The sequence below is a fragment of the Pueribacillus theae genome, assembly GCF_003097615.1.
Classification (GTDB): Bacteria; Bacillota; Bacilli; order Bacillales; family UBA6769; genus Pueribacillus; species Pueribacillus theae.
The window spans coordinates 14,958-37,364 of record NZ_QCZG01000023.1 but is presented as its reverse complement, the minus strand read 5'-3'; the positions used below and the strand labels follow the sequence as shown (position 1 = coordinate 37,364).

The window sequence follows — 22,407 nt, the reverse complement described above, 5'->3', positions numbered from 1 at the left end:
ACTACTCCTTCATCATATAGCCGACTCCGCGAACAGTATGAATGAGGGAAGTCTCGGCCCCCTTCTCAACTTTCTGTCGCAAATATCGGATATACACATCAACGACATTTGTGTCGCCAACATAATCAAAGCCCCACACAGAGGATAACATTTGCTCTCTTGTCAGCACTTGATTTGGATGCTTCATTAAAAAGACAAGCAAATCAAATTCGCGGGGCGTCAGTTCAATTTGCTTCCCATTTCGATTTACTTCACGGCTTTTTTCATTGACTGTCAAGTCGCCAATTGTAAGGAGTTCTTGTTGTTTCATTTGGTTGATTTGTCGATGTGTCCGGAGAATCGCCCGAATGCGCGCCAACAATTCTTCGATTTTAAATGGCTTTGTAATATAGTCATTCGCCCCTTGGTCAAGTCCGCTCACTTTATCAGGTAGCGAATCCCTAGCCGTCAGTAGAATGACAGGTGTCAAATCCCCCGAACTGCGCATCCTTCTTAACACTTCAATGCCGTTTAATTCAGGAAGCATAATATCTAGAAGCACTAAACCCCAGCGATGTGCCTGAAGCATATCAAGCCCTTCTCTGCCGTTTTTCGCTGTTGCGGTTTCATACCCTTCATAATTCAGTTCAAGGCTAATGACCCGCGCAATTTTTTCTTCATCTTCAACGATAAGAATCTTTTCTTTCGCCATTTTGCCCTCCTGCCGTTTCGTCTTGCTGTTTTTAAACACATTTTATCACTGTTATTAAAAAACCATAAATTTCTCATCAAATTCTAATCTTTCTCATCATGAATTCTCATTTTCGTTAGTTATAGTGTAAATATCAACACAAGGAGGGAAGATGAAATGAAAAAGAAAACAATGATACTCGCATTTTCTACTGTTCTTGGAGTCAGTTTGTTAGGGACTGCAGGCTACAAAGCTTCCGCCGCTTATGAACAGGCAAAAATATCAAAAGAAGAAGCTGTGAAAATTGTAGAAAAGGAGTATAAAGGCGACAATGTTGATGTTAACTTTGAATATGATGATGGAAAGCCTGAGTATGAAGTGAAGTTCAACGAGGGAGAAGAACGTTTCGAAGTTGAGATTGACGCGGAAACAGGCAAAGTTTTAAAGAAGGAAAGAAAAGATTACGATGATGATTCAGCAAATGAAAAACCCCCGCATACAAAAATTACGATGGACAAAGCCGCTGAAATTGCTTTAAACGAAGTGGCTGGTGACATAAAAGAAGCTGAGCTTGATCACGATAACGGGAAATGGGTATATGAGCTTGAGATTCAAACAAAAGATGGTGAAGTTAACATAGATATTGATGCGATGACAGGCAAGATATTAGAAATTGATCATGATGATGATTAAAAAACGAGCTGTTGAGCGAGACTCAACAGCTTTTTTGCGTTTAAATGATCTGGAGAAATGTTTGGCCAATCGACGTTACTCCAACTACAATCAATAAACCGTAGACAAGCCGTTTAAAAGTTGTTTCATTAATAAACTTCCGGATGTAGTTTCCGAGAAAATATCCGATGAATAAAGGGATTACCAAGATTGCTACACTACCCCAGTTTATTGAGGCTAAGGAAGGCAACATCCAAAAAGCCGCAACGACGGCAAAAGCATAATTAATTAAGAAAAAATGCACGGTTGTCGCACGAAAAGCTTCCTTTGGCAGGATTTGAATTAGCACTGCCACAACCGGCGGACCAGGTATTCCTGCAGCCCCGGTAAGAATGCCGGATAAAAAGCCAGCAATATAAAACCCTCTAGGCAATTTACGTTCCTCCGCTGTTTCTTCAACCGAACCTTCGGGTTCCCGTGCCGCTGAGGTTTCTTTAGAGGCCTTGTTGATTTGCCTATTTTTGGCCAATTGAATCATGACGTATCCTAAAACAGCTGCGCCTACGATCCCTTTTAAATAAGCCTCATTTAATCTCCCGCTAATCATAATCCCGATCAAAATTCCTGGCAGCCCGGCGATAAGCAGCCGCCAGATTAAATCCCAGCGGGCAAGATGTCGATTGTTTCTCGTTTGAATAGCTAAAGCAGCTAACGACAAAAGCATGGTAATAAAAACCGCTTCATATCCGGGAAAAATATATAAAAGCAGCGGAATGGAGACAAGCGCGAAGCCAAAACCGGTAATCACCTGCAAAACCGAAGCAAAAATGACGATAATCCCACCCAATAGTAGACTATAAAAAGGCACAGACACAAAATTCCCCCTTGCATAGAAGCAAAAACACCCAATGTTGGTTTATAAAGATCTTACCAGAGTTTGTAGAAATTTTCAGTAAATAAAGAAAGGCTTATGGCCAAATGAACTTGCCTTAAGCCCTTCCTATCTTTAGACTGTTTTTAGTTTATCAATGATGCTTTCGTATACTTGATTCCACACATTTTCATCAGATGCGAACGTTGCTGTCATGTTTTTGTACATCGCTTTCTGCTTCTCTTCAAACTGCTCATCTTCTTTCGGCGGAAGCTTTGCCCGCTCGTCATCGACGAACGCTTGAACTTTGGGTGCCCGAGGCCCCCAAACCGCTTTTTCATTACCTTCCTTGTCAATGAAAATAAAAATCGGGATCGCTCGTGATGTCCCGTTCGTTAAATACTGATCCATTAATTCAAGATTGCTGTCGCGGAGCAGCATCCGGACATCCATACTAGATTTTTCAGCTATTTTTAATAAGATTGGAACGTTTAACATCGCATCCCCACACCAGTCCTCTGTGAGGACGATAACGCGAATTTTTTTCTCTTTTAGACGCTTGAATAGATCGGAATCCTCTTCACGAACGTTAAAACGGTTATAGATCGAAAGTAAATTGTCTTTATGTGTTTCCATTGAATCAATATAACTTTCAGCATCCATTCCTTTTTCGAACCAATTAGATAATTTCATCTTCCTACCTCTCTCCCTTCGACTTAATCGGTTGTCAGAATAACTGAATATATAAATGTATTATACACCTTTACATCTTTTTTACATAAGGTTAACAGTTTGAATATATTCAATTAACAATCTACTGATACGCTAGTCTTGAGTAAAAAATTCAAAAAAACAAAGGAGAGTGGTGGTGCATACATTCGATCATCTGTAGGAAATTGAAGCATTTAAAAAATATCAATTCGATCGAAAGGATGATTCACTGATGACCATTCAAACAAAAGAATCCGCTGTACTCCCTCTGCACGGGGCAGTAAATTTCCGTGACATGGGTGGATTAGAAACAGCGGATGGAAGACGCGTGAAAAAAGGGTTGTTCTTTCGAGCGGCTGAACTAACCGATTTAACGGAGAAAGATAAATTGTATTTAAAAAGCCTTAAAATCGCCCGAATTTTTGATTATCGAACCCAATTTGAGGCAAATCATAAGCCGGATCCAATGATTGGGGATGCGATTAATGAACGCGTATCTGTAAATGATGAAAAAAAAGAGCGAATGGTTACGTCAATGAAGCAATTATTTGAATCTGGCCAGTTTAAATCTTTTGATGAAGATACATTGTTGAATGTCTATACCAATTTGCCAGTTGGAAATCCAGCTTACCAGCATTTAATGGATTTATTAAAAAAACCAGAGGCGAATCTTCCTCTTATCCACCATTGTACAGCGGGAAGAGATCGTACAGGAATTGGTGCTATGTTAATTTTGTTAACACTTGATGTCCCTTTAGAAACCGTGATGGAAGATTATTTGCTCTCAAACGAAACTTTAGAAGAATATCATCAACAAATCTTTGAGCGTGCAGCGGAAATCCTTGCAGAAAAAGAATTAGATGCATTTCGAAAAATGTTCTTGCTTCAAGAAAGATATTTACTAGCATCATATGAAAATATCATCAAACATTATGGGAATTTTGAAACGTATCTTGAAAAAGAACATAAAATTACCCCATTGTTCAGGGCCTCCATTCAAGAGTATTGTCTCGAAAAATAATCTAACTTGAGGTGAAATGAAATGACTGAATTAAAATTCTTGCATGTAACAGATACTCATATTCTTCAAAATAAACAAGACGGTTTATATCAAGTGTTAGACCGCCCAAATGAAAATCCGGTGGATCAGTTCAAAAAGGTATTAAACTATGCAAATGCAATGAGCGATTCATTAGACTTTATCTTAATTAGTGGAGATTTAGTCCATGAAGGCGGTGTGGAAGATTACCGTTTCTTCAAGAAATTGATTGAAGAAACCACAACACTTCCGGTTTATGTTGCATTAGGAAATCATGATGTAACAGAAGCTTATTGGGAAGGTTATGAAAATATCCTCAATTGTCAAGACAACTTGTTCTACGAGAAAACCATTCGAGGATATCGCATGGTCGTATTGGATTCTAGTCATGATAAGAGTGGCATCGGTATGGTAGATGCAAGGCAGCTTTCCTGGCTCGAAGAAATACTTCAATCTCCAGCTGAAAAAGGTACATTTATCGTTGTTCATCATCCACCAGAAGTTGGAGAATTTAGCGGAATTCATCATTTAAAAAATTCAGATGAACTGATGGCGAAAATAAAAAATACAGATGTCATGGCTGTTTTAAGTGGTCATACACATCAAAATAAAATCTCATTATTTAAAAATATATGTATATCAGTTGCTGAAGGAACGGCTTTTGGAGTTGAGTTAACGGATGAACATATGCATATAACAAACAAGGTCGGCTTTAATCTTTGTACTCTCAATGAAAATGGAATCGATATTCGACAAATGCGAATGCCTGAAGAATTGACAACACTAAGTAGTATTGAAATGAAAAAAGTACTCCATTCTTAAAAATTTTTGGATAGGAAGGGAATATGACTATGGAACAATTTAAAAAAAGAAAGGGGCTATTTATAGCCTTTTTCATTGCAATGCTTTTGGTCATCTTCAGTGCATGTAACACGATGCCTCAATCAGAAGAAGCAGCTTCAGGTAGTTCAAATGGAGGAACAACTGCACAATTAGGAACATTAGATCCTAAGAACCCAACAAAAATTACGTTTTATTCTTATAGCTTAACGTATCCGTCCATGAAGCCAGGGATGGAAAAGCTTATTTCAGATTTTAATCATACAGTTGGCAAAGAAAAAGGCGTTATCGTTGAAGGAGTGCCTGATTCAGATTATCAACAACATAAAGCAGATATTGCAGCTCGTAAACAAGTGGACGTTGTTCAACATACATTCCCTACCTTAGATGCAGGCAAAATAACACTCGGTTTTAAAGCGTATGAAGATGTGTTTCCGAAAGATGAGCTGGAAGAACATTTGGTAGGAATTTCTGAAAATGCTTTAGATCTAGGAAGAATTGACGGAAAAATGTATGGTTTAGCATTTACTTTCAGTACCCCCATCGTTTTTATAAACGGCGATTTATTTGAACAAGCGGGGCTAGATCCAAACGATCCACCGAAAACCTGGACAGAAATCAAGAAGTATGCACTGAAAATTAAAGAAGAGACAGGAAAGGACGGATTTGCCCTTCCTCCAGATAACGGATGGATTACAGATGGTGTGCTTTTTAGTAATGGCGCTAACATTCTTTCTGAAGATCGATCTGAAGCAGTATTTGCAAACGGAGAAACATTTGAAGCCATTCAAATATGGAAAGATATCTATCAAAGTGGTGCGCACGCAATCGGTTCGACTACTGAAGCAAGTGAGCAATTTATGGCGGGAAATCTAGGAATGCTCGTCACGTCATCTGCCCTTCATAGCGGAATGCTAGACGCTTCAAAAGCAGGCGGATGGGAATTATATGGTGTTGGACTGCCTCAATTTAGTGACAAGCCTTCTGTACCTGTAAACTCCGGAAGTGCTTTAGCTGTTCGACCTGACAGTCCAGAAAAAAATGCAGCCGTTTGGGAATTTATTAAATATGTAACCGGGAATGAAGGCTATACAACTATCACTTCTGAAATTGGTTACTTACCATTACGTACAGATTTAGCGGATGACCCGAACTATTTAAAAGGTTTCGTTGACGAAAACCCATTGTATCGCGTGAATCTTGAACAATTAGAACGCATTCGACCTGCAACGATTTGGCCTGGAAATTATGCGACTGAAGCTTTTACCATTTTTACTGATGCGATTGTAAAAGCCGTTTCCACTGATGCCGATATTGAAAAAACGATAACAGAGGCTGAAGATTCCATCAATGACTTACTAAATTAAAAAGACAGAATAGCATGGATAGGAAGGATTATATATGAGTAAACCAATTGAGAATAATATGAGCACAACGTTACCTGAAGGGATTCTAGGCAGTAAGAGTAAAACCGTCAATAAACGAAAAAAAGGTACATTAAAAGCCTATTTGTATCTCTTGCCTGCCCTTCTATTGTTAGGGATATGGATGTATAGGCCGTTGCTTTCAACCTTCAATCTCGCTTTCTATCAATGGGGTATGGTACCGGGGACAACCCCTGTACCTGTTGGTTGGGATAACTTTGTACGTTTATTCAGTAGTAAGGATTTTGGAATCTCTGTTTCTAATACAATCTTTTATACTGTTGGTTTACTTCCGTTTTCCATTATTATTCCACTATTTTTAGCTGTTGCTACTCACAATATGAAAGGGAAAATGAAAAATGTATATCGTGCATTCTTTTTCATCCCACTGATCTTGGCACCTGTCTCTGTCGGAGCAATCTGGCGCTGGTTGTTTCACCCTTCAAACGGATTAGTCAACATTATGTTAGTAAAGCTCGGGGTGATAGAAAAAAACATTGCATTCTTCTCGGATCCTTTGTTCGCAAAATGGCTTGTTTTGCTGATTACAGGATGGAAAATGATCGGATTTAGTACCATTATGTTTTCTGCGGCTTTAACAGGCATTAGTAAAGACTATTATGAGGCCGTTTCCTTGGATGGAGCGAATACGCTTCAACAATTTAAAGATATTACGTTGCCTCTATTATCACCTATGATTCTTTTTATGGTTACAATGAGCATCTTATTTTCTAGTCAGTGGTCATTTGCTTATATCGATATTTTAACAGCAGGGGGACCTTTCGGAACTTCAACTAACATTTACTACGAAATGTACAAATATGGCTTTTCAAATTTAGATGTAGGGATGGGTTCGGCTGCCGCTGTATTGTTCTTTATCGTTTTCGCCTTCATTGCGTTAGCTCTTAACATGCTTTCGAAAAAATACGCATTTTATGATAACTAGAAGGAGTGTGCAGCCTTGTTGACTCGAAAGCTTAAACCTAGTACTTTTTTACAACATGTTTTACTCATTCTCATGTCTGTCATTGCTATTTTTCCATTATACTGGATGGTGATTTCTTCGTTTAAGAATGAAGCTGAAATCTTTACAGCTTCCCTTTTTCCAGCTAGTCCTACGTTTAAAAATTATCTCTATGCTTTTACAGAAATGCCGATCTTTCGCATGATGCTCAATTCATTTATTACTGCGTCACTCTTAACCATCCTTCAATTAGGAACAAGTATATTAGCAGGTTACGCATTTGTAAGATGGCAGTTTAGAGGTAGCTTTTTAATCTATACCATTCTAAGTTTATCATGGCTTATCCCGGTTCAAGCCATTATGATTCCAAACTATGTGTTAATTAACCAAATCGGTTTGAACGAAACATTGCTTGGAATTGTGATCCCATTAGCGGTATCTACCTTTGCGATTATGTCGATGTACCAAAGTTTTAAAGCATTTCCAGTTGCTTTAATAGAAGCCGCGAGACTAGATGGAGAAAGTGATTTTGGCATTCTTGCAAAGATTATTTTGCCAAACATGAAATCGACAATCGCATCGCTCGGAATTCTGTTATTTATTAGCGGTTGGAACGAATATTTATGGCCAATGCTGATTACAACACAAATGGAAAATGCACCGATTCAAATTGGACTTCGAGCATTTGTCAATTCAGATGAGAATTTATGGGGATCACTCATGGCTGCAACAACAATTTCGAGTTTGCCTATTCTGATCATCTATTTTATTTTGCGAAAGCATGTAATTGATTCTTTTGTACGATTCGGGATTAAATAGCAAAAAATTTATTAGAAAGAAGGGGTAAAAAGAATGGGAAACATTACATTTGACCATATTTGTAAGTCATTCGGTCCAAACGAGGTACTAAAAAATATTAATGTTAAGATTGAAGATGGTTCGTTTACTATTTTACTAGGTCCTTCTGGATGTGGTAAATCAACTCTATTACGTATTCTTGCAGGGCTAGAAGAAGAAACGAGCGGACGCATTTATATAGCTGATCGTGATATTACCGAAAATGAACCGAAGGATCGAGACATTTCAATGGTTTTTCAAAACTATGCATTGTACCCCCATATGACAGTGTATAAAAATATCGAATATGGATTAAAAATTAAAAAAATGCCGCAAAACGAACGAAAAAAAGTGATAACAGATGTCTTAAATATGGTGGAATTAACAGACCACGCAAAAAAACTCCCCGGTCAGCTTTCAGGTGGTCAAAGACAGCGTGTCGCTCTTGCACGTGCGATTGTAAAACGCCCACAAGCTTTTTTAATGGATGAGCCGCTATCAAACTTAGATGCGAAATTAAGAAATCAAATGCGGCAAGAACTGATTGAATTACATCAAAAACTTCAAACAACGTTTTTATATGTTACACACGATCAAGTGGAAGCAATGTCTATGGGTTCATTTATCATCATCATGAATCAAGGAAAAATCATGCAAAAAGGGACACCGAAAGAAATCTATACAGATCCCGCAAACTTGTTTGTCGCGCAATTTATCGGTTCTCCGCCTGTTAATGTTTTAGAATTTGACGAATATTACTTAGGAATTCGTCCAGAAAAAGTGGAAATCACCACTTCGACTAGTGTAAGCCGTGGCATCAATATTCGTGGTGAAGTATTAACGACCGAACAATTAGGTGGAGAATCGATTTATAAAGTCCAAACAGAGTATGGAAAAATCAATGTAAAAACAGAAAGCAATTGGGAAGATATCGACAAACAAGTGAATATACAATTCTCTTTTGAAGACCTGCTTTTATTTGATAAGTATGGTGAACGAATGAAGATAGATGAAGAAATGTTGAATAAAGTAAATCAAGTATTTAATAAGCGATTACTTCAATCAGTGTAATTCCAATAGCGTACCGGCTAACATAGTCATAATGTAATTAATTTACAAGAAAAAGGCAGATTTCGTATTGTAGAAATCTGCCTTGGCGATCTATCGCTTTTCAACTTCTTCTTTTAAAAGCTTATTGATGATTTGCGGATTTGCTTTTCCTTTCGTTGCTTTCATTGCTTGGCCAACGAGGAATCCAAATGCGCGGTCTTTTCCGTTTTTGATATCCTGGATGGATTGTTCGTTGTTATCCAAAATTTCATTGACAAGGGTGCGGAGCTCGCCTTCGTCGGAAATTTGGACCAATCCTTTTTCTTTCACAATCGTTTCAGGGTCTCCGCCTTTTTCGATCAGGTCTTTGAAGACTTTTTTGGCGATTTTTGAAGAAATGGTTCCGTCTTCAATCAATTTGATTAATTTTGCGAGTGCTTCCGGCGTCATGGCAATGTCGGTGATCTCTTTTTGTTCTGCATTTAAATACGCGGACACTTCGCCCATCATCCAGTTTGATGCAAGCTTCGGATTTGCTTTTTTCGCGATCACTTGTTCAAAGTAGTCGGAAAGGTCTTTTGACTGTGTGAGCACCATCGCGTCGTATTCTGGAAGCCCGATTTCTTTCACATAACGTTCGCGCCTTGCATCAGGCAGTTCGGGAATTTCTGCGCGGATGCGTTCTTTCCATTCTTCATCAATTTCAATCCGTGTGAGATCCGGTTCAGGGAAGTAACGGTAATCATCGGCTCCTTCTTTCACACGCATCAAGATGGTTTTTTTCGTCGCTTCATCGTAGCGCCTCGTTTCCTGTTCAATGATTCCGCCATCTTCCAGCACTTCCGCCTGGCGAATTTCTTCGTAAGCGATGCCGTTGCGTACGTGGGCGAAGGAGTTTAAGTTTTTCAGTTCTGTTTTCGTTCCGAACTCTTTTTGCCCGACAGGCCGGATGGAGACGTTCGCATCACAGCGGAGCGAGCCTTCTTCCATTTTACAATCGGAAACGCCTGTGTATTGGATAATTGCCTTTAGCTTTTCGAGATAAGCATAAGCTTCTTCAGGCGAGCGAAGGTCAGGCTCTGATACAATCTCGATAAGCGGTGTGCCTTGGCGGTTGAAATCAACGAGCGAGTAATCTTCGCCTTCTGCGTGTGTGAGCTTTCCAGCATCTTCTTCTAGGTGGAGGCGGGTGATGCCGATTTTCTTTTTCTCGCCGTTTACTTCAATTTCAATCCAGCCGTGCTCTCCAATTGGCCTGTCCGCTTGAGAAATTTGGTAAGCTTTCGGGTTGTCAGGATAAAAATAGTTTTTCCGGTCAAATGTTGTATTTTCATTGATTTGCATGTTTAATGCCATTGCTGCTTTCATGGCAAATTCAACCGCGGTGTAATTGACGACCGGCAATGTACCCGGATGTCCAAGGCAAATTGGGCAGACATTCGTATTTGGAGGCGCTCCAAATTCAATAGAACAACCGCAAAAAACTTTGGAATTCGTTTTTAGTTCGACGTGCACTTCAAGTCCAATAACTGTTTCGTATTTCATTTTCCTGCCCCCTTCACAGCACCGGTCTCGCTTTATGGTGCTCTGTCGCTTGTTCATAAGCGTGAGCCACACGATAGACGGTTTGTTCATCAAATGGCTTTCCAATAATTTGAAGGCCGATTGGCAATCCTTCAGAAAAGCCGCATGGTACTGAAATCGCTGGAACACCAGCCAAATTGACCGGGATTGTTAAAATGTCTCTCGTATACATTTTGAGCGGGTCATCAACGACTTCACCAAGCTTGTATGCTGTCGTTGGCGAGGTTGGCCCGATAATAACATCATATTTTTCAAATACATTTTCAAAGTCCTCTTTAATAAGCGTACGCGCCTGTTGGGCTTTTTTATAATAGGCGTCATAATAGCCCGAGCTTAGCGCAAATGTGCCAAGCATAATCCGGCGCTTCACTTCATCGCCGAAGGCTTCGCTTCTTGAGTCAAGATATAAATCGTTTAAGTTCTTCGCATTCGGTGAACGATAACCGTAGCGTACACCGTCAAAACGGGCAAGGTTTGCAGAAGCTTCAGATGAGGAAAGTAAATAGTAGCTTGCTACTGCGTATTTTGAGTGCGGAAGTGATACTTCTTCCCAAACGGCACCCATTTTTTCCAAAGTTTCTAGTGCTTCCTTGATGCTTGCTTTTACTGCTTCATCCACGCCTTCGCCCAAGTATTCTTTAGGTACGCCGATCTTTAAACCTTTTACATCTCCCGTTAACGACGCCACATAATTTGGAAGATCAACATCGACAGACGTTGCATCGCATTTGTCATGGCCGGCAATTGTCTGAAGAAGATACGCATTGTCTTCGACAGATTTTGTGATTGTACCGATTTGGTCAAGCGATGAAGCAAACGCAACCAGGCCGAATCTTGAAACGAGCCCGTATGTAGGCTTTAATCCGACGACACCACAAAAAGCGGCTGGCTGGCGGATCGAACCACCTGTATCCGAGCCAAGTGAGAAGTAAACTTGTCCGGCAGCAACCGCCGCAGCAGATCCGCCGCTTGAACCGCCTGGTACATAATCCGTATTCCAAGGGTTCTTTGTTTGTTTAAATCCCGAGTTCTCTGTCGTTGAACCCATCGCAAACTCGTCCATGTTTTGTTTTCCGATCAGTACCGCGTCTGCTTCATTCAGCTTTTCAACAACGGTTGCATCGTGAAGAGGCCGAAAGTTTTCAAGCATTTTGCTTGCACAGGTTGTTGTAAACCCTTTTGTAATAATATTGTCTTTTAATCCAATAGGAAGGCCGAATAGCGCTCCCTTTTTGTCTGAATCATTTTTCGCGTCGAGTTTTTTCGCAGTCTCCATCGCATTTTCTTCATTTAGATTGACAAATGCTTGGATCTTGCTGTCTGTTTCGCCGATCTGTTTATACGATTCAGCCACTAAATCTGTTACTTGTATTTCTTTTTTATGTAATAAATCTTGTATTTCTGTCAATCGGTGATTAAACAGCGTCATCCCTTTTCCTCCTACTCTAAAATCGCTGGTACTTTGAAGAGACCATCCATATGATCAGGCGCGTTTTCCAAAGCTTCTTCCCGGCTAATCCAGCCTCTCGCCCTGTCCTCGCGCGTTACATTTTTCAAATCAAAAACATGGGATGTCGGTTCCACATCTTCTGTGGAAAGTTCATTTAGTTGTTCCGCATATGCAATAATGTCATCCAATTGTTTTGTAAACAATTCGACTTCTTCATCGGTTAATTTAAGACGTGCCAAATTTGCAACATGCCGTGTCTGTTCCTCTGTAATTCTTGACATAACCTCTCACCTCCAACGCTTTACAATACAGTGATCATACCAAAAAAAGCCTGATTTCCGCAAGGCTGCGGCCGATGAATGACTTTCTAGGCTACTAATACCGAGAAAGCCTGCTTCGGAGCATGGCTAATTAGACGCAGGGACAGGGTTGCGACTGCGCAACTTGTCCGAAAGAAGCCAGCTTGGTAGCATACTCTTGTTGATGCAAGGGCCAGGGGCAAGGCTGCCCTGCCCTGAATAAGCGGGCTTCTAACGATAAATGTGAACAAACGGCTCTTTTTCGTGTGGATCTTTTACAATAATCGCTTCTTGTCGGCCCATTGACGATATATAAACTTCAATTGGTATGTCTTCAAACAAATTCGAGGTCACTAGGCCCGTAACATATTGTGTAAAGGCGATGATTTCCGATTTCCCGTAAAACTGCATTGGGATTTCAATCGTCATTCTTTGAAGCTCGCCTTCTTTATAAAATGCCCTTCCAACGACTCCTGTGAAGTTAGGAAAAAAGCCTTCTACCTTCGACTTAAAATTATCAAACTTTTCCGCATCGCCGCGGTGATCCTTCATTGCTTCAGATGATGGCAGCAAATAATAGCGTTCCTTCACGTCTTCCCAATTGCCTATGTTTGTTTTCCCGCCTCCGACACTCGTATAGGCTACAAATCTGCCAGGTATAAGTGATTCCTGTGCTTCTTCTTGGTAAATAGCCACCATAATCGGGACGTTTTTAGCGTCCTTTTTTTCACGAATATCGTTAACAATTTGCTGTGCCATTTTTTTCCCTTCAGCAATCACTTTACCTTGATCTTTGCGTAAATCGACGGTTCCTGAATGGATTTTGCCTTCTTTATCGGTAACAGTAAAATAATAGATGGAGTTAAGTGAGATACCAATTGAAATGCCGGCAAGCTCCACATTGTCGTCCTTTTTTTGTACGAAATAATCTTGTTCAAGGACGAATGATAAATATTTCGGGTTTTTTTTATTTGCTTCCAGTTTTTCTTTTACACTGGCGGATTTACCTACACCAAGTTTCGGGTTCAGGCCTTTTTTATTATCTGAGCGGCGATCAATCCATGACTGAATATCCTCTTTAGATAAGATGTGGCCTTCCTGAAGCACATATTTATCCGGGTCGAATACTTCCTGCGAAATTCTCATGAGGCCCGTTTCAAACTCGTCGATATCGAGGCGATTATCCACCCCATTTAAAATAAAGCCGCGTGAAGAACCAGGTGAGTAAGGGATCACGCTGCGATAATAACGCTCTGTCGTGTTAATATCTTCACTAATGACAACTTTTTCATCTTCTCCGTCTTTTGCAATTTTTTCAGGCCCGGTATCAGGCGCACCAGGCAAGCAGCCCGAAAGCAAAACGAGCAAACAAATTAAAGCCAGTAAAATCCGTTTCATCCATTTCTCCCCTAACTATTGAAAAGCGTAAGCGCCGTTAGCTCCGACAGAAAATGCTCTTCTGAAGAAGAGGCGTTGTTTGTTGCCTCACTTGAAGAAGAAATTTTCGTTGAGGAGCTAGGCGCTGAAGCTGGACATTATTAAAAAGCGCAGCACCGCCTTGGTGAGGTAATTATTTTAAATGTCCTTGGAACTCTTCCTCATTCATAATCCGGATTCCAAGTTGTTCAGCTTTCGCCAATTTTGAACCAGCTTCTTCCCCTGCTACTACAATATCTGTGTTTTTGCTGACGGAACTTGTCACATTCCCGCCTCTTGCTTCGATCTCCGATTTGGCTTCTTCCCGAGTAAAGTGTGAAAGTTTTCCTGTTAACACAACGGTTTTTTCTGCAAAAATAGAATCGCTCTGAAGCTCTGAAGAACGGATAGCGCCTTTATATTCCATATTCACGCCAGCTTTTTTCAACTCATTTATTAGCGCGTGCACTTCAGGCTTTTCAAAGTAACGTTCGATGGAGTCAGCCATCTTTTCGCCAATTTCATCAACCATCTCCAGCTCTTCTTTTGTTTTTTGTGAGAGTGTATCCATTGTAAGAAAAGCTTCGGCAAGCGTCTTCGCTGCTTTTGAGCCAACATAACGAATCCCGAGTCCAAATAATAAACGTTCCAATGAATTTTCCTTTGAACGTTCAATTGCCTTAAGAAGATTGTCTGTTGATTTCTCACCCATCCGCTCAAGCTTCAATAAGTCGGATTTTTGAAGCTTGTAAAGATCGGCGACATCATGAACGAGATGAGCATTGAATAATTGTTCAATGACTTTTTCACCGAGACCCTCGATATTCATCGCATTTCTTGACGCAAAATGGATAAGTCCTTCGCGAATTTGTGCCGGGCATTTCGGACTTAAGCATCGCAGTGCAACTTCGCCCTCTAATCTTTCTAATTCACTTCCACATGCAGGGCAATATTCCGGCATCCTGAATTCCTGCTCTTCTCCTGTACGGCGGTCGAGAATCACTTGAATGATTTCCGGAATGATATCTCCCGCTTTTTTTATAATCACTGTGTCGCCGAGGCGGATGTCTTTTTCGCGAATGAAGTCCTCGTTATGAAGGGAAGCGCGCCTTACAGTCGTTCCTGCAACTGTCACAGGTTCTAAAATCGCTATCGGCGTAACAACACCTGTACGCCCGACACTTAGTTCAATGTCGATTAATGTTGTGGCAACTTCTTCAGCAGGGAATTTATAAGCGATGGCCCAGCGGGGGCTTTTTGCCGTTGTGCTTAGTTTTTGCTGCTGGCTTAGCGAGTCTACTTTAATCACGATTCCGTCAATTTCATAGTGTAAAGCGGGACGTTTCTCGAACCAGCCATCTATGTAGCGAATTGCTTCATCAATGGTTTTGCATCGTTTCCATTCAGGATTTATTTTAAATCCAAGCGATTTGAGAAAATCAAGGCCGTCGCTGTGCGAATCGATCTCTTCCCCTTCGAGCTTTCCTATCCCATAAAGGAAAATATCTAGGTTGCGGCTTGCGGCTATTTTTGGGTCAAGCTGCCTCAAAGAGCCTGCAGCGGCGTTTCTTGGATTTGCAAAACGTTCTTCACCATTTTTCTCTCTGATTTCGTTTAATGTTTGAAAGGATTGCTTTGGCATAAACACTTCGCCGCGGGCTTCAAGATTGACTGGTTTTTTTAATGTCAGTGGGATGGAGCGGATTGTCTTTAAGTTGCTTGTAATGTCCTCCCCAATTACGCCATCCCCACGTGTGGAGCCCCGGACAAATTCACCGTTTTCGTAGCTTAAAGAAACGGCAAGCCCATCAATTTTCAATTCACAAACGTAAGAAAAATCAGTACCGATTCGATCCCGTACTCTTCTGTCAAAATCTCTCAATTCTTGTTCGTTGAACGCGTTTGCGAGGCTAAGCATCGGAACAGAATGCTCCACTTTGCGAAACGCATCAAGCGCCTTGCCTCCAACTCTTTGTGTGGGGGAATTCGGTGTTAATAATTCAGGATAACGTTGTTCAAGTTCGATTAATTCTCTCATTAACCGGTCATATTCCGCATCAGGGACCGACGGTTGATCAAGCACATAATATTCGTAATTATATTGGTTTAACATTTCTCGTAATGTTTGAATTTGCTTTTCCGCTTCTTGTCTATTCATCGCGCTACCACCCTACCGTTAGAGGTTTGCAAAAATGAGAAGCCCCATTCATATGCAAGTTCGGTATTTAGTCTTCTCTTCATTTTTTGGCCTCTTTTTTAATTAGCTTTTTCGATTGGGGCAAATTTCGCCAGCAAGCGTTTAATACCTGTTGGGCTTGGAAACGCAATGTCGAGTTCAAGAGACTCATCCACCCCCTTTACGCTCACAACTGTACCGATTCCCCACTTTTTGTGCTTTGCTTTGTCTCCGACTTTCCAATCAAGCTGTTCGCCGCCGGATTTCCTTAAAACTTGAACATGTGTTGGAGGCTGATTGCGAACAACGTTCGTTTCCTCTAATGGCGCATCAAAAAATTCTTCCGGTATTTCTTGAATGAACCGCGACACCGGATTCATATTTGTTCTACCGAATAATGTCCGCATTCTGCAATTTGTAAGAAAAAGCTGTTCCTCGGCACGCGTCATGCCGACATAGGCAAGACGGCGCTCCTCTTCCATCTCTTCTTCCTCAAACAGCGCCCGTGAATGAGGGAAAACCCCTTCTTCCAATCCAACAAGAAAAACAACCGGAAATTCTAGCCCTTTCGCAGAATGAAGGGTCATGAGTGTTACTGCATCGTCTGGTTTCTCATCGTCGCCATCTAAACGATCAATATCCGCGACAAGCGCCAAATCGGTGAGAAAAGCAATCAAGCTTTTATCTTCACTCGCTTTTTCGAATTCTAGCGCGACAGATAAAAACTCATTAATATTCTCAAGTCGGCTTTCCGCCTCGATCGTTTTTTCATTTTGAAGCATATCTCGGTAGCCTGTTTTATCGAGGACTTCTTCAACAAGCTCGCTCACCGTTAAATACTCTTGCATTTTTGTGAAATTCGAAAGGAGGTTGCCTAGCTCTGCCAGCGCATTTTCGGCACGTTTTGTCAAACCGATCTGTTCAATTTCTTGTAGTGCCACCACCATTGTCACATCATTGTCAGCAGCATATTGCATCACTTTTTCAACAGAGGAAGCACCAACACCGCGTTTCGGAACATTAATAATGCGTTCAAGGCTAATGTCATCGTCCGGATTTGCAATAAGCCGCAAGTAAGCGAGTAAATCCTTGATTTCCTTCCGATCGTAGAATTTCGTGCCTCCCACGATCGTGTATGGAATGTTTGCTTTCACAAAAATTTCCTCAATGACACGCGACTGTGCATTCGTACGATAAAGAACAGCAACGTCACGATAGTTTCTTCCCTTTTCTTTCAACATTTTTCCGATTTCGCTGGCGACAAAATATGCCTCGTCACGCTCGCTATCTCCGCGATAATACGTAATTTTATTGCCTTCTTCATTGTCTGTCCACAGTTTTTTTACTTTACGGTTTAAATTGTTTGCGATCACTTCATTTGCAGCATTTAAAATCGTTTTCGTTGACCGATAGTTTTGTTCAAGCAAAATGACTTTTGCATCAGGGTAGTCCTCTTCAAACGATAAAATATTTTGGATATCGGCGCCGCGCCAACGATAGATTGATTGATCCGAATCACCAACGACGCATAGATTTTTGTGGCGATCGCTAAGCATTTGAACAAGAAGATATTGTGCCCTATTCGTGTCTTGGTATTCGTCAACGTGAAGATAATGAAATTTGCGTTGGTAAAACTCTAGGACGTCAGGCGCTTGCGTAAACAAATGAATCGCTGTCATAATCAGATCATCGAAATCCAACGCGCTGTTTTTAAGCAGTTTTTTCTCATATTCTGTGTATACGTCACTAACGACAGATTTGTAAGGATCGAAAGCCTCACTATGCAATTCAGAAAAGTCCTTTGCTGTTCTTAATTCATTTTTTGCACTGCTTATCGTTCCAAGAATGCTACGCGGGTTAAATTTTTTCGTATCAATATTTAATTCTTTCATAACCTGCTTAATAGCAGTTAGTTGATCAGCCGCATCAAGAATCGTGAAGCTTCGGTTTATCCCGATTCGATCAATGTCACGCCTTAACATTCTAACGCAAAGGGAATGGAACGTTGAAATCCAAATATCTTCAGCAACCGCTCCTATTAAATGAGAAACACGTTCTTTCATTTCCCGCGCCGCTTTATTTGTAAATGTGATTGCAAGGATGCTCCACGGTGCAACATTTTTTTCTTGGATTAAATACGCGATTCGATGTGTCAGCACACGTGTCTTCCCGCTCCCTGCGCCTGCCATGATTAATAGCGGGCCTTCAACCGTCCTCACGGCTTCCAATTGTTCCGGATTTAATCCTTCAAGTAAATTTTCAACACTCCGTTGCATTGCTGTACCACCTTTTCAAAACGTGTGTTCTTACCTTTATTATAACACTTCTTATTTTACAGCAGTCACCGTCTTTAATGCTTGTTTTAAATTTTCATAAATCACGTTTCCAACAACAATTGTATTTGCATAGTTGGCCATCTCTGCTGCTTTTGCTGGTGAATCGATGCCGCCCCCGTAGAACAATCTTGTGTTTTCGAACTCGGCTGCAACCTTTTCGACGAGTGAAGGGTTTCCATATGCCCCGCTGTACTCCAAATAAAAGATCGGAAGGCGAAACATCTTCTCTGCCATTTTGGCGTATGCAATCACATCTTCCTCTGACAAATTCGCTTTGGCATTTGTCAATCTGGCAACCTTTGATTGTTCATTTAAAATACAATAGCCTTCCATCATTATTTCGTCCCAATTAAGCAATTCGCCATATTCTTTAATCGCTTGATGATGGAGCCCTTTAAACCAAGCAGGATTATCACTGTTTAATACAGTAGGAATGAAATAGTAGTCAAATCCAGGGGATACGGCCTCTATCACAGAAACTTCCAAAACACACGGCACTGTGAAACGGCGTATTCTTCCCAGCAATTCAATCGTATTATCAAATGTGACGCCATCCGATCCGCCGACAATAATTGCATCGGTCCCTGATTGGCAGATCGCTTCAAGCTGCTCATCATTCATCGATTTATTCGGATCCAGCTTGAATACGTGGCGCCATTCATTAAATTCAACCATCCATCGTTCCTCCAAGCAAAACATTCTTCTCGGATTATAACATAAAGTAAGACATCCATTCACAATAAAAAGAAGTCCAATTCCAATGCGAACTGAACTTCTTTTTATAACCGTGCTTTCTATCCTTTTACTCCGTTTTTCTTTGCTGCAGCAATTCTTTCCAAAACCATTTCATAGGCATCATTTCCATAATTTAAACAACGTTTCACTCTGGAGATTGTCGCCGTGCTTGCACCCGTCTCTGATTCAATTTTTTGATAGGTGTTTCCGTCCCGGAGCATTCGTGCAACTTCTAGACGTTGAGCGAGCGATTGAATTTCGTTGACCGTAGCCAAATCATCGAAGAAACTGTAGCATTCTTCAAGCGTTTCAAGCGATAGAATCGCTTGAAACAATTGATCCAATGCATGGCCCCGCAATTTATCGATCTGCACTTTATATCCTCCTCTTACGATTATTCAGCTTCTGCTATCGTTACTGCTTCAACAATGCCAGGATCTTGCGGTATGATATGAATCCACGTACGCCCAGGAACAAAGCCCGCTTGTCCATCTTCCAGCTTCGGTACAATTCTGCCATCTTTGTTTTCCCACTTGATATGCTGAATAAGCCCTTTTTGCAGTAGGATTGCATGGCCGCCTGATGATAGATCAATCTCCCGGCGCCCGTCGTCGTCAAGGACACGGTGGTTCGCTTCGACAATGAAGATATTATCTAATGCAATCGGCTCATTTGTTTCATAATCAACCGTTTGTTCGCTATCATTATAGCGCGTGTAGGATTCGTCCGATTGGCTGTATTCATAAGTCGCGCTGTACCGGTTTCCGTAATGAACAGTAACTTTTTCTGCTTGCTCGCCCTTGATTTCTTTTATTTCATTTTCTGATAAAAAGGGAAGTGGATCTGTCTTTTGTTCCATATCATAGTCGTTCATTTCCGCCCCCTTTTCTATATCTTCATATGAAGTATAGGAGTTGTGGGGAGCTTTACGATTTGATGAGCGATGGAACAGCGTGCCGTCGTAGGATAAGCCATTGATGTTATCGATGCTTCCGGACTTGAGCATTTCTTTCGCTTTTGGGCTCCAGCCATGGGCGACAAATAAGGCATCATAACCTTCCGCGAGTTCGATGAAATAATCACGCGCGCTTCTGACAGGACCGATTGCTTCAGGCTTCCCGCTTTGATAAATGGCAAGAAAACGGGTAATATCTCCTTCGGCAAGCAGTTCATAAATGAGATCCGCTTCGTTCAGTCCTGATTGCGGACGTGCTTTAGGGTGGTTGTTTACGACAACAGCTACTGGGCGAGTCGCAATTGCATCCGATTCATTTGTTTCAAGTCCGGTAAGTGGAAATACGTACTTTTCTTCTTCAACTGTATCTTTTTTGCCTTTTTCACTTTGTTCATCCGCTTTACAGCCGCTTAGTCCGACGGCTAGCAAGCAAATGAGAAAAAAGGCAATTTTACTGGATTGCTTCATAAATGAACGCCTCATCATCTAATAAGATTTCTTTTAAACCTACTTTAATAGTTTAACGCATAATTGCAGGAAAGAGAACTGTTTTATTTTTAACATCAAAAATTCCCTGCTGTGTGACACGGATAAATGGCAAGTGCGTGGAAGAGAAGAAAAGCAAGCTATAGATTGGATCGTCATGTCGGTATCCGCGTTTTTTCAGCTTTTCTTCCAAATCTTTTTGGATTTCGATGAGTTCTTCCATTGGTTCTCTTGACATCGTTCCTCTGATAGGAAGTGAGATGTTGCAAATCACTTCTCCGTTTTCAACGAGTGAGATGCCGCCGCCCATTTTTTTCACTTGTCGAAATGCCTCGATCATATCTTTTCGGTTTTTGCCGATTAAAACAATGTCTCCCGAGTGCGTAAATGAACTTGCAAATCCAAGCACCTTATTTGCGAAACCTTTTAATAACGTTGTGACTCTCCATTTCCCATTGCGATCAATCATTGCTAGGAAGGACTCATCATGGGATGTTGAGAGTTCACTTACCGCAACGTCAATATTGATGTTGTATGGTTTTGTAACAACTGAATTAATGAGCTCAATTCCGACAGGCAGCGAAAACATCAAGTCTTCTTCGGTAATGTCAAAGTCAAGGAGGAGCGGTTTTGTTCCATATGTTTCCCAAGGGATGCTAACGTCAGGATACGTGTCTGTTCCATTTTTCAAAACCCATTCGCCTTTCGCCATAACCGAAATCGGACGCGGATGATCCTTGTTCTCAAGCACGTTAATATGCGCAATCCTCCCAGGGGCAATCATGCCAAGCAAGTCATCCAATCCATAGTGACGGGCGATATTATAGCTTGTCATCGCGTAAGCATCTTCAACAGGTACACCTTGCTCCAATGCAATTTCGATCATTCGATCTTGCATTCCCTGTTCATAAAATGCCGGTGAAGAGCCATCTGTATTTAAAATGATTCGTTCAAAATTTTTCACGCCAAGATCGCGCATTTCTTTTAATAATTTAGGCAAATCAGGCCGAATGGAGGAGTAACGAAGGGATGTCGTCATTCCAACTGACAGCCTATTGACAACCTCCTCCCCTGTCATCGCTTCATGATCAGCGTCTACACCAAGCACCGCCATTTTTGTCAATGTTTTAAGCGAGGCACCGGGGAAGTGTCCTTCGATTTTTTTGCCTAACTTCTTTGTCTCTTGCATCCAATACAAAATTTCGTTATTTCCCGAAAGCACCTTTGGCCAGCCTGTTAACTCCCCGCCTTGCAAAACGGATGGATGGGAAAGCCACTCTTTTACTTTTCCATTCGTGAAGATTAAATCCTCGTCATCCAATTGCGTTTGAGAGTCATAACGCGCCCACCAATAAATCGATGATGGTATTTTGTTAAATTCGTCAACAATTGAAAGCGCTTTCTCTAACGGCAATTGTAAAAACATCAACAGGTTATCATTCACTATTGTCGTCGTTCCGTGTTTTGCCGCAAATTCCGCAAGTGTAAGAGGATTATATATAAAGAATGGGTGAGCATGCGGCTCGATGTAGCCTGGCACCAAGTAGCGATTTTTACAATTAATTGTTTCGTTTGCAGGTTTCTGCGGCATATCCTTGCCAACGTAGATGATCCGATCCCCTGCAATCCATATATTTGCTTTCACCCATTTTTTTAGTGCCATATTTAAGTAGGTTGCGTCTTTTAAAACAATTGAAGGCGCCTTTTGGCCATCAATAATTTTAATATGCTCCCTTATTTGTTTTTTGTTCCAATTCAATGTCCTAACTGACAATGTGTTTCCTCCTAAAAACAAGATTATAACCCTTACTTCCAAATTCATTTTACCACATTTTAACGTTTTAAAGAAAGAAAGAATGTTACTATTTTTTGAAACTATTATTTAGACAATA

Annotated in this window: 20 protein-coding genes; 7 read left to right on the top strand and 13 right to left on the bottom strand. The window is 40.9% G+C overall.

Annotation, left to right across the window (positions count from 1 at the left end):
• Position 1: 1 nt before the first annotated feature.
• Complete coding sequence (locus DCC39_RS11565) at positions 2–691, bottom strand: response regulator transcription factor (protein ID WP_116555060.1); 690 nt, start codon at positions 689–691, stop codon at positions 2–4.
• Between the two features lie 156 nt (positions 692–847).
• Between DCC39_RS11565 and DCC39_RS11560 the strand changes: the two genes are divergently transcribed.
• Positions 848–1,363, top strand: a complete 516-nt coding sequence (locus DCC39_RS11560; protein ID WP_116555059.1) for a PepSY domain-containing protein — start codon at positions 848–850, stop codon at positions 1,361–1,363.
• A 40-nt stretch (positions 1,364–1,403) separates the two neighbouring features.
• On the opposite strand, the gene DCC39_RS11555 is transcribed toward DCC39_RS11560, so the two are convergent.
• Both DCC39_RS11555 and DCC39_RS11550 read right to left on the bottom strand, forming a co-directional pair.
• Positions 1,404–2,216, bottom strand: coding sequence for a sulfite exporter TauE/SafE family protein (locus DCC39_RS11555; protein ID WP_165820848.1), 813 nt, complete (start codon positions 2,214–2,216; stop codon positions 1,404–1,406).
• A 132-nt stretch (positions 2,217–2,348) separates the two neighbouring features.
• Positions 2,349–2,906 (bottom strand): thioredoxin family protein, encoded by a 558-nt coding sequence (locus DCC39_RS11550; RefSeq protein WP_116555057.1) that lies wholly within the window; start codon positions 2,904–2,906, stop codon positions 2,349–2,351.
• A gap of 250 nt (positions 2,907–3,156) precedes the next feature.
• Here DCC39_RS11550 and DCC39_RS11545 point away from each other — a divergent pair, with 250 nt between their 5' ends.
• Genes DCC39_RS11545 through DCC39_RS11520 form a run of 6 tightly spaced genes read left to right on the top strand, consistent with a single transcriptional unit; the run spans position 3,157 to position 9,099 of the window.
• Positions 3,157–3,945, top strand: a complete 789-nt coding sequence (locus tag DCC39_RS11545; protein ID WP_116555056.1) for a tyrosine-protein phosphatase — start codon at positions 3,157–3,159, stop codon at positions 3,943–3,945.
• A gap of 21 nt (positions 3,946–3,966) precedes the next feature.
• Positions 3,967–4,785 carry a metallophosphoesterase family protein gene (locus DCC39_RS11540; protein ID WP_116555055.1) on the top strand — a complete coding sequence of 273 codons (819 nt, stop codon included), beginning with the start codon at positions 3,967–3,969 and terminating at the stop codon, positions 4,783–4,785.
• Positions 4,786–4,814: 29 nt separating this feature from the next.
• Positions 4,815–6,170, top strand: a complete 1,356-nt coding sequence (locus tag DCC39_RS11535; protein ID WP_240613622.1) for an ABC transporter substrate-binding protein — start codon at positions 4,815–4,817, stop codon at positions 6,168–6,170.
• 34 nt (positions 6,171–6,204) lie between these two features.
• The gene (locus tag DCC39_RS11530) at positions 6,205–7,173 is read left to right on the top strand and encodes a carbohydrate ABC transporter permease (protein WP_116555053.1); all 969 of its coding nucleotides are present in this window, start codon (positions 6,205–6,207) and stop codon (positions 7,171–7,173) included.
• Positions 7,174–7,188: 15 nt separating this feature from the next.
• Positions 7,189–8,010, top strand: coding sequence for a carbohydrate ABC transporter permease (locus DCC39_RS11525; protein ID WP_240613621.1), 822 nt, complete (start codon positions 7,189–7,191; stop codon positions 8,008–8,010).
• Between the two features lie 33 nt (positions 8,011–8,043).
• On the top strand, positions 8,044–9,099 hold the full coding sequence (locus DCC39_RS11520; RefSeq protein ID WP_116555052.1) for an ABC transporter ATP-binding protein: 1,056 nt from the start codon (positions 8,044–8,046) through the stop codon (positions 9,097–9,099).
• 90 nt (positions 9,100–9,189) lie between these two features.
• Here DCC39_RS11520 and gatB read toward each other — a convergent pair whose 3' ends face one another.
• The 10 genes from gatB to DCC39_RS11470 form a co-directional block, all read right to left on the bottom strand.
• Positions 9,190–10,623: an Asp-tRNA(Asn)/Glu-tRNA(Gln) amidotransferase subunit GatB gene (gene gatB, locus DCC39_RS11515; RefSeq protein ID WP_116555051.1), complete on the bottom strand. Its 1,434-nt coding sequence runs from the start codon at positions 10,621–10,623 to the stop codon at positions 9,190–9,192.
• Positions 10,624–10,636: 13 nt separating this feature from the next.
• The gene (gatA, locus tag DCC39_RS11510) at positions 10,637–12,091 is read right to left on the bottom strand and encodes an Asp-tRNA(Asn)/Glu-tRNA(Gln) amidotransferase subunit GatA (protein ID WP_116555050.1); all 1,455 of its coding nucleotides are present in this window, start codon (positions 12,089–12,091) and stop codon (positions 10,637–10,639) included.
• Positions 12,092–12,102: 11 nt separating this feature from the next.
• Positions 12,103–12,393, bottom strand: coding sequence for an Asp-tRNA(Asn)/Glu-tRNA(Gln) amidotransferase subunit GatC (gene gatC, locus DCC39_RS11505; protein ID WP_116555049.1), 291 nt, complete (start codon positions 12,391–12,393; stop codon positions 12,103–12,105).
• Between the two features lie 249 nt (positions 12,394–12,642).
• Positions 12,643–13,809, bottom strand: a complete 1,167-nt coding sequence (locus DCC39_RS11500; protein ID WP_116555048.1) for a CamS family sex pheromone protein — start codon at positions 13,807–13,809, stop codon at positions 12,643–12,645.
• 172 nt (positions 13,810–13,981) lie between these two features.
• Positions 13,982–15,985 (bottom strand): NAD-dependent DNA ligase LigA, encoded by a 2,004-nt coding sequence (ligA, locus tag DCC39_RS11495; RefSeq protein ID WP_116555047.1) that lies wholly within the window; start codon positions 15,983–15,985, stop codon positions 13,982–13,984.
• A 98-nt stretch (positions 15,986–16,083) separates the two neighbouring features.
• Positions 16,084–18,279 carry a DNA helicase PcrA gene (gene pcrA / locus DCC39_RS11490; RefSeq protein ID WP_116555046.1) on the bottom strand — a complete coding sequence of 732 codons (2,196 nt, stop codon included), beginning with the start codon at positions 18,277–18,279 and terminating at the stop codon, positions 16,084–16,086.
• A 51-nt stretch (positions 18,280–18,330) separates the two neighbouring features.
• Complete coding sequence (locus DCC39_RS11485) at positions 18,331–19,014, bottom strand: heptaprenylglyceryl phosphate synthase (RefSeq protein ID WP_116555045.1); 684 nt, start codon at positions 19,012–19,014, stop codon at positions 18,331–18,333.
• Positions 19,015–19,133: 119 nt separating this feature from the next.
• Positions 19,134–19,448 (bottom strand): YerC/YecD family TrpR-related protein, encoded by a 315-nt coding sequence (locus DCC39_RS11480; protein ID WP_116555044.1) that lies wholly within the window; start codon positions 19,446–19,448, stop codon positions 19,134–19,136.
• 20 nt (positions 19,449–19,468) lie between these two features.
• A complete protein-coding gene (locus DCC39_RS11475) occupies positions 19,469–20,497 on the bottom strand; it encodes a DUF3048 domain-containing protein (RefSeq protein ID WP_240613620.1) in 1,029 nt (342 codons plus the stop codon).
• Positions 20,498–20,549: 52 nt separating this feature from the next.
• Entirely contained in the window at positions 20,550–22,289 is a 1,740-nt protein-coding gene (locus DCC39_RS11470; protein WP_240613619.1) for an adenine deaminase C-terminal domain-containing protein, read from the bottom strand.
• Positions 22,290–22,407: the final 118 nt, after the last annotated feature.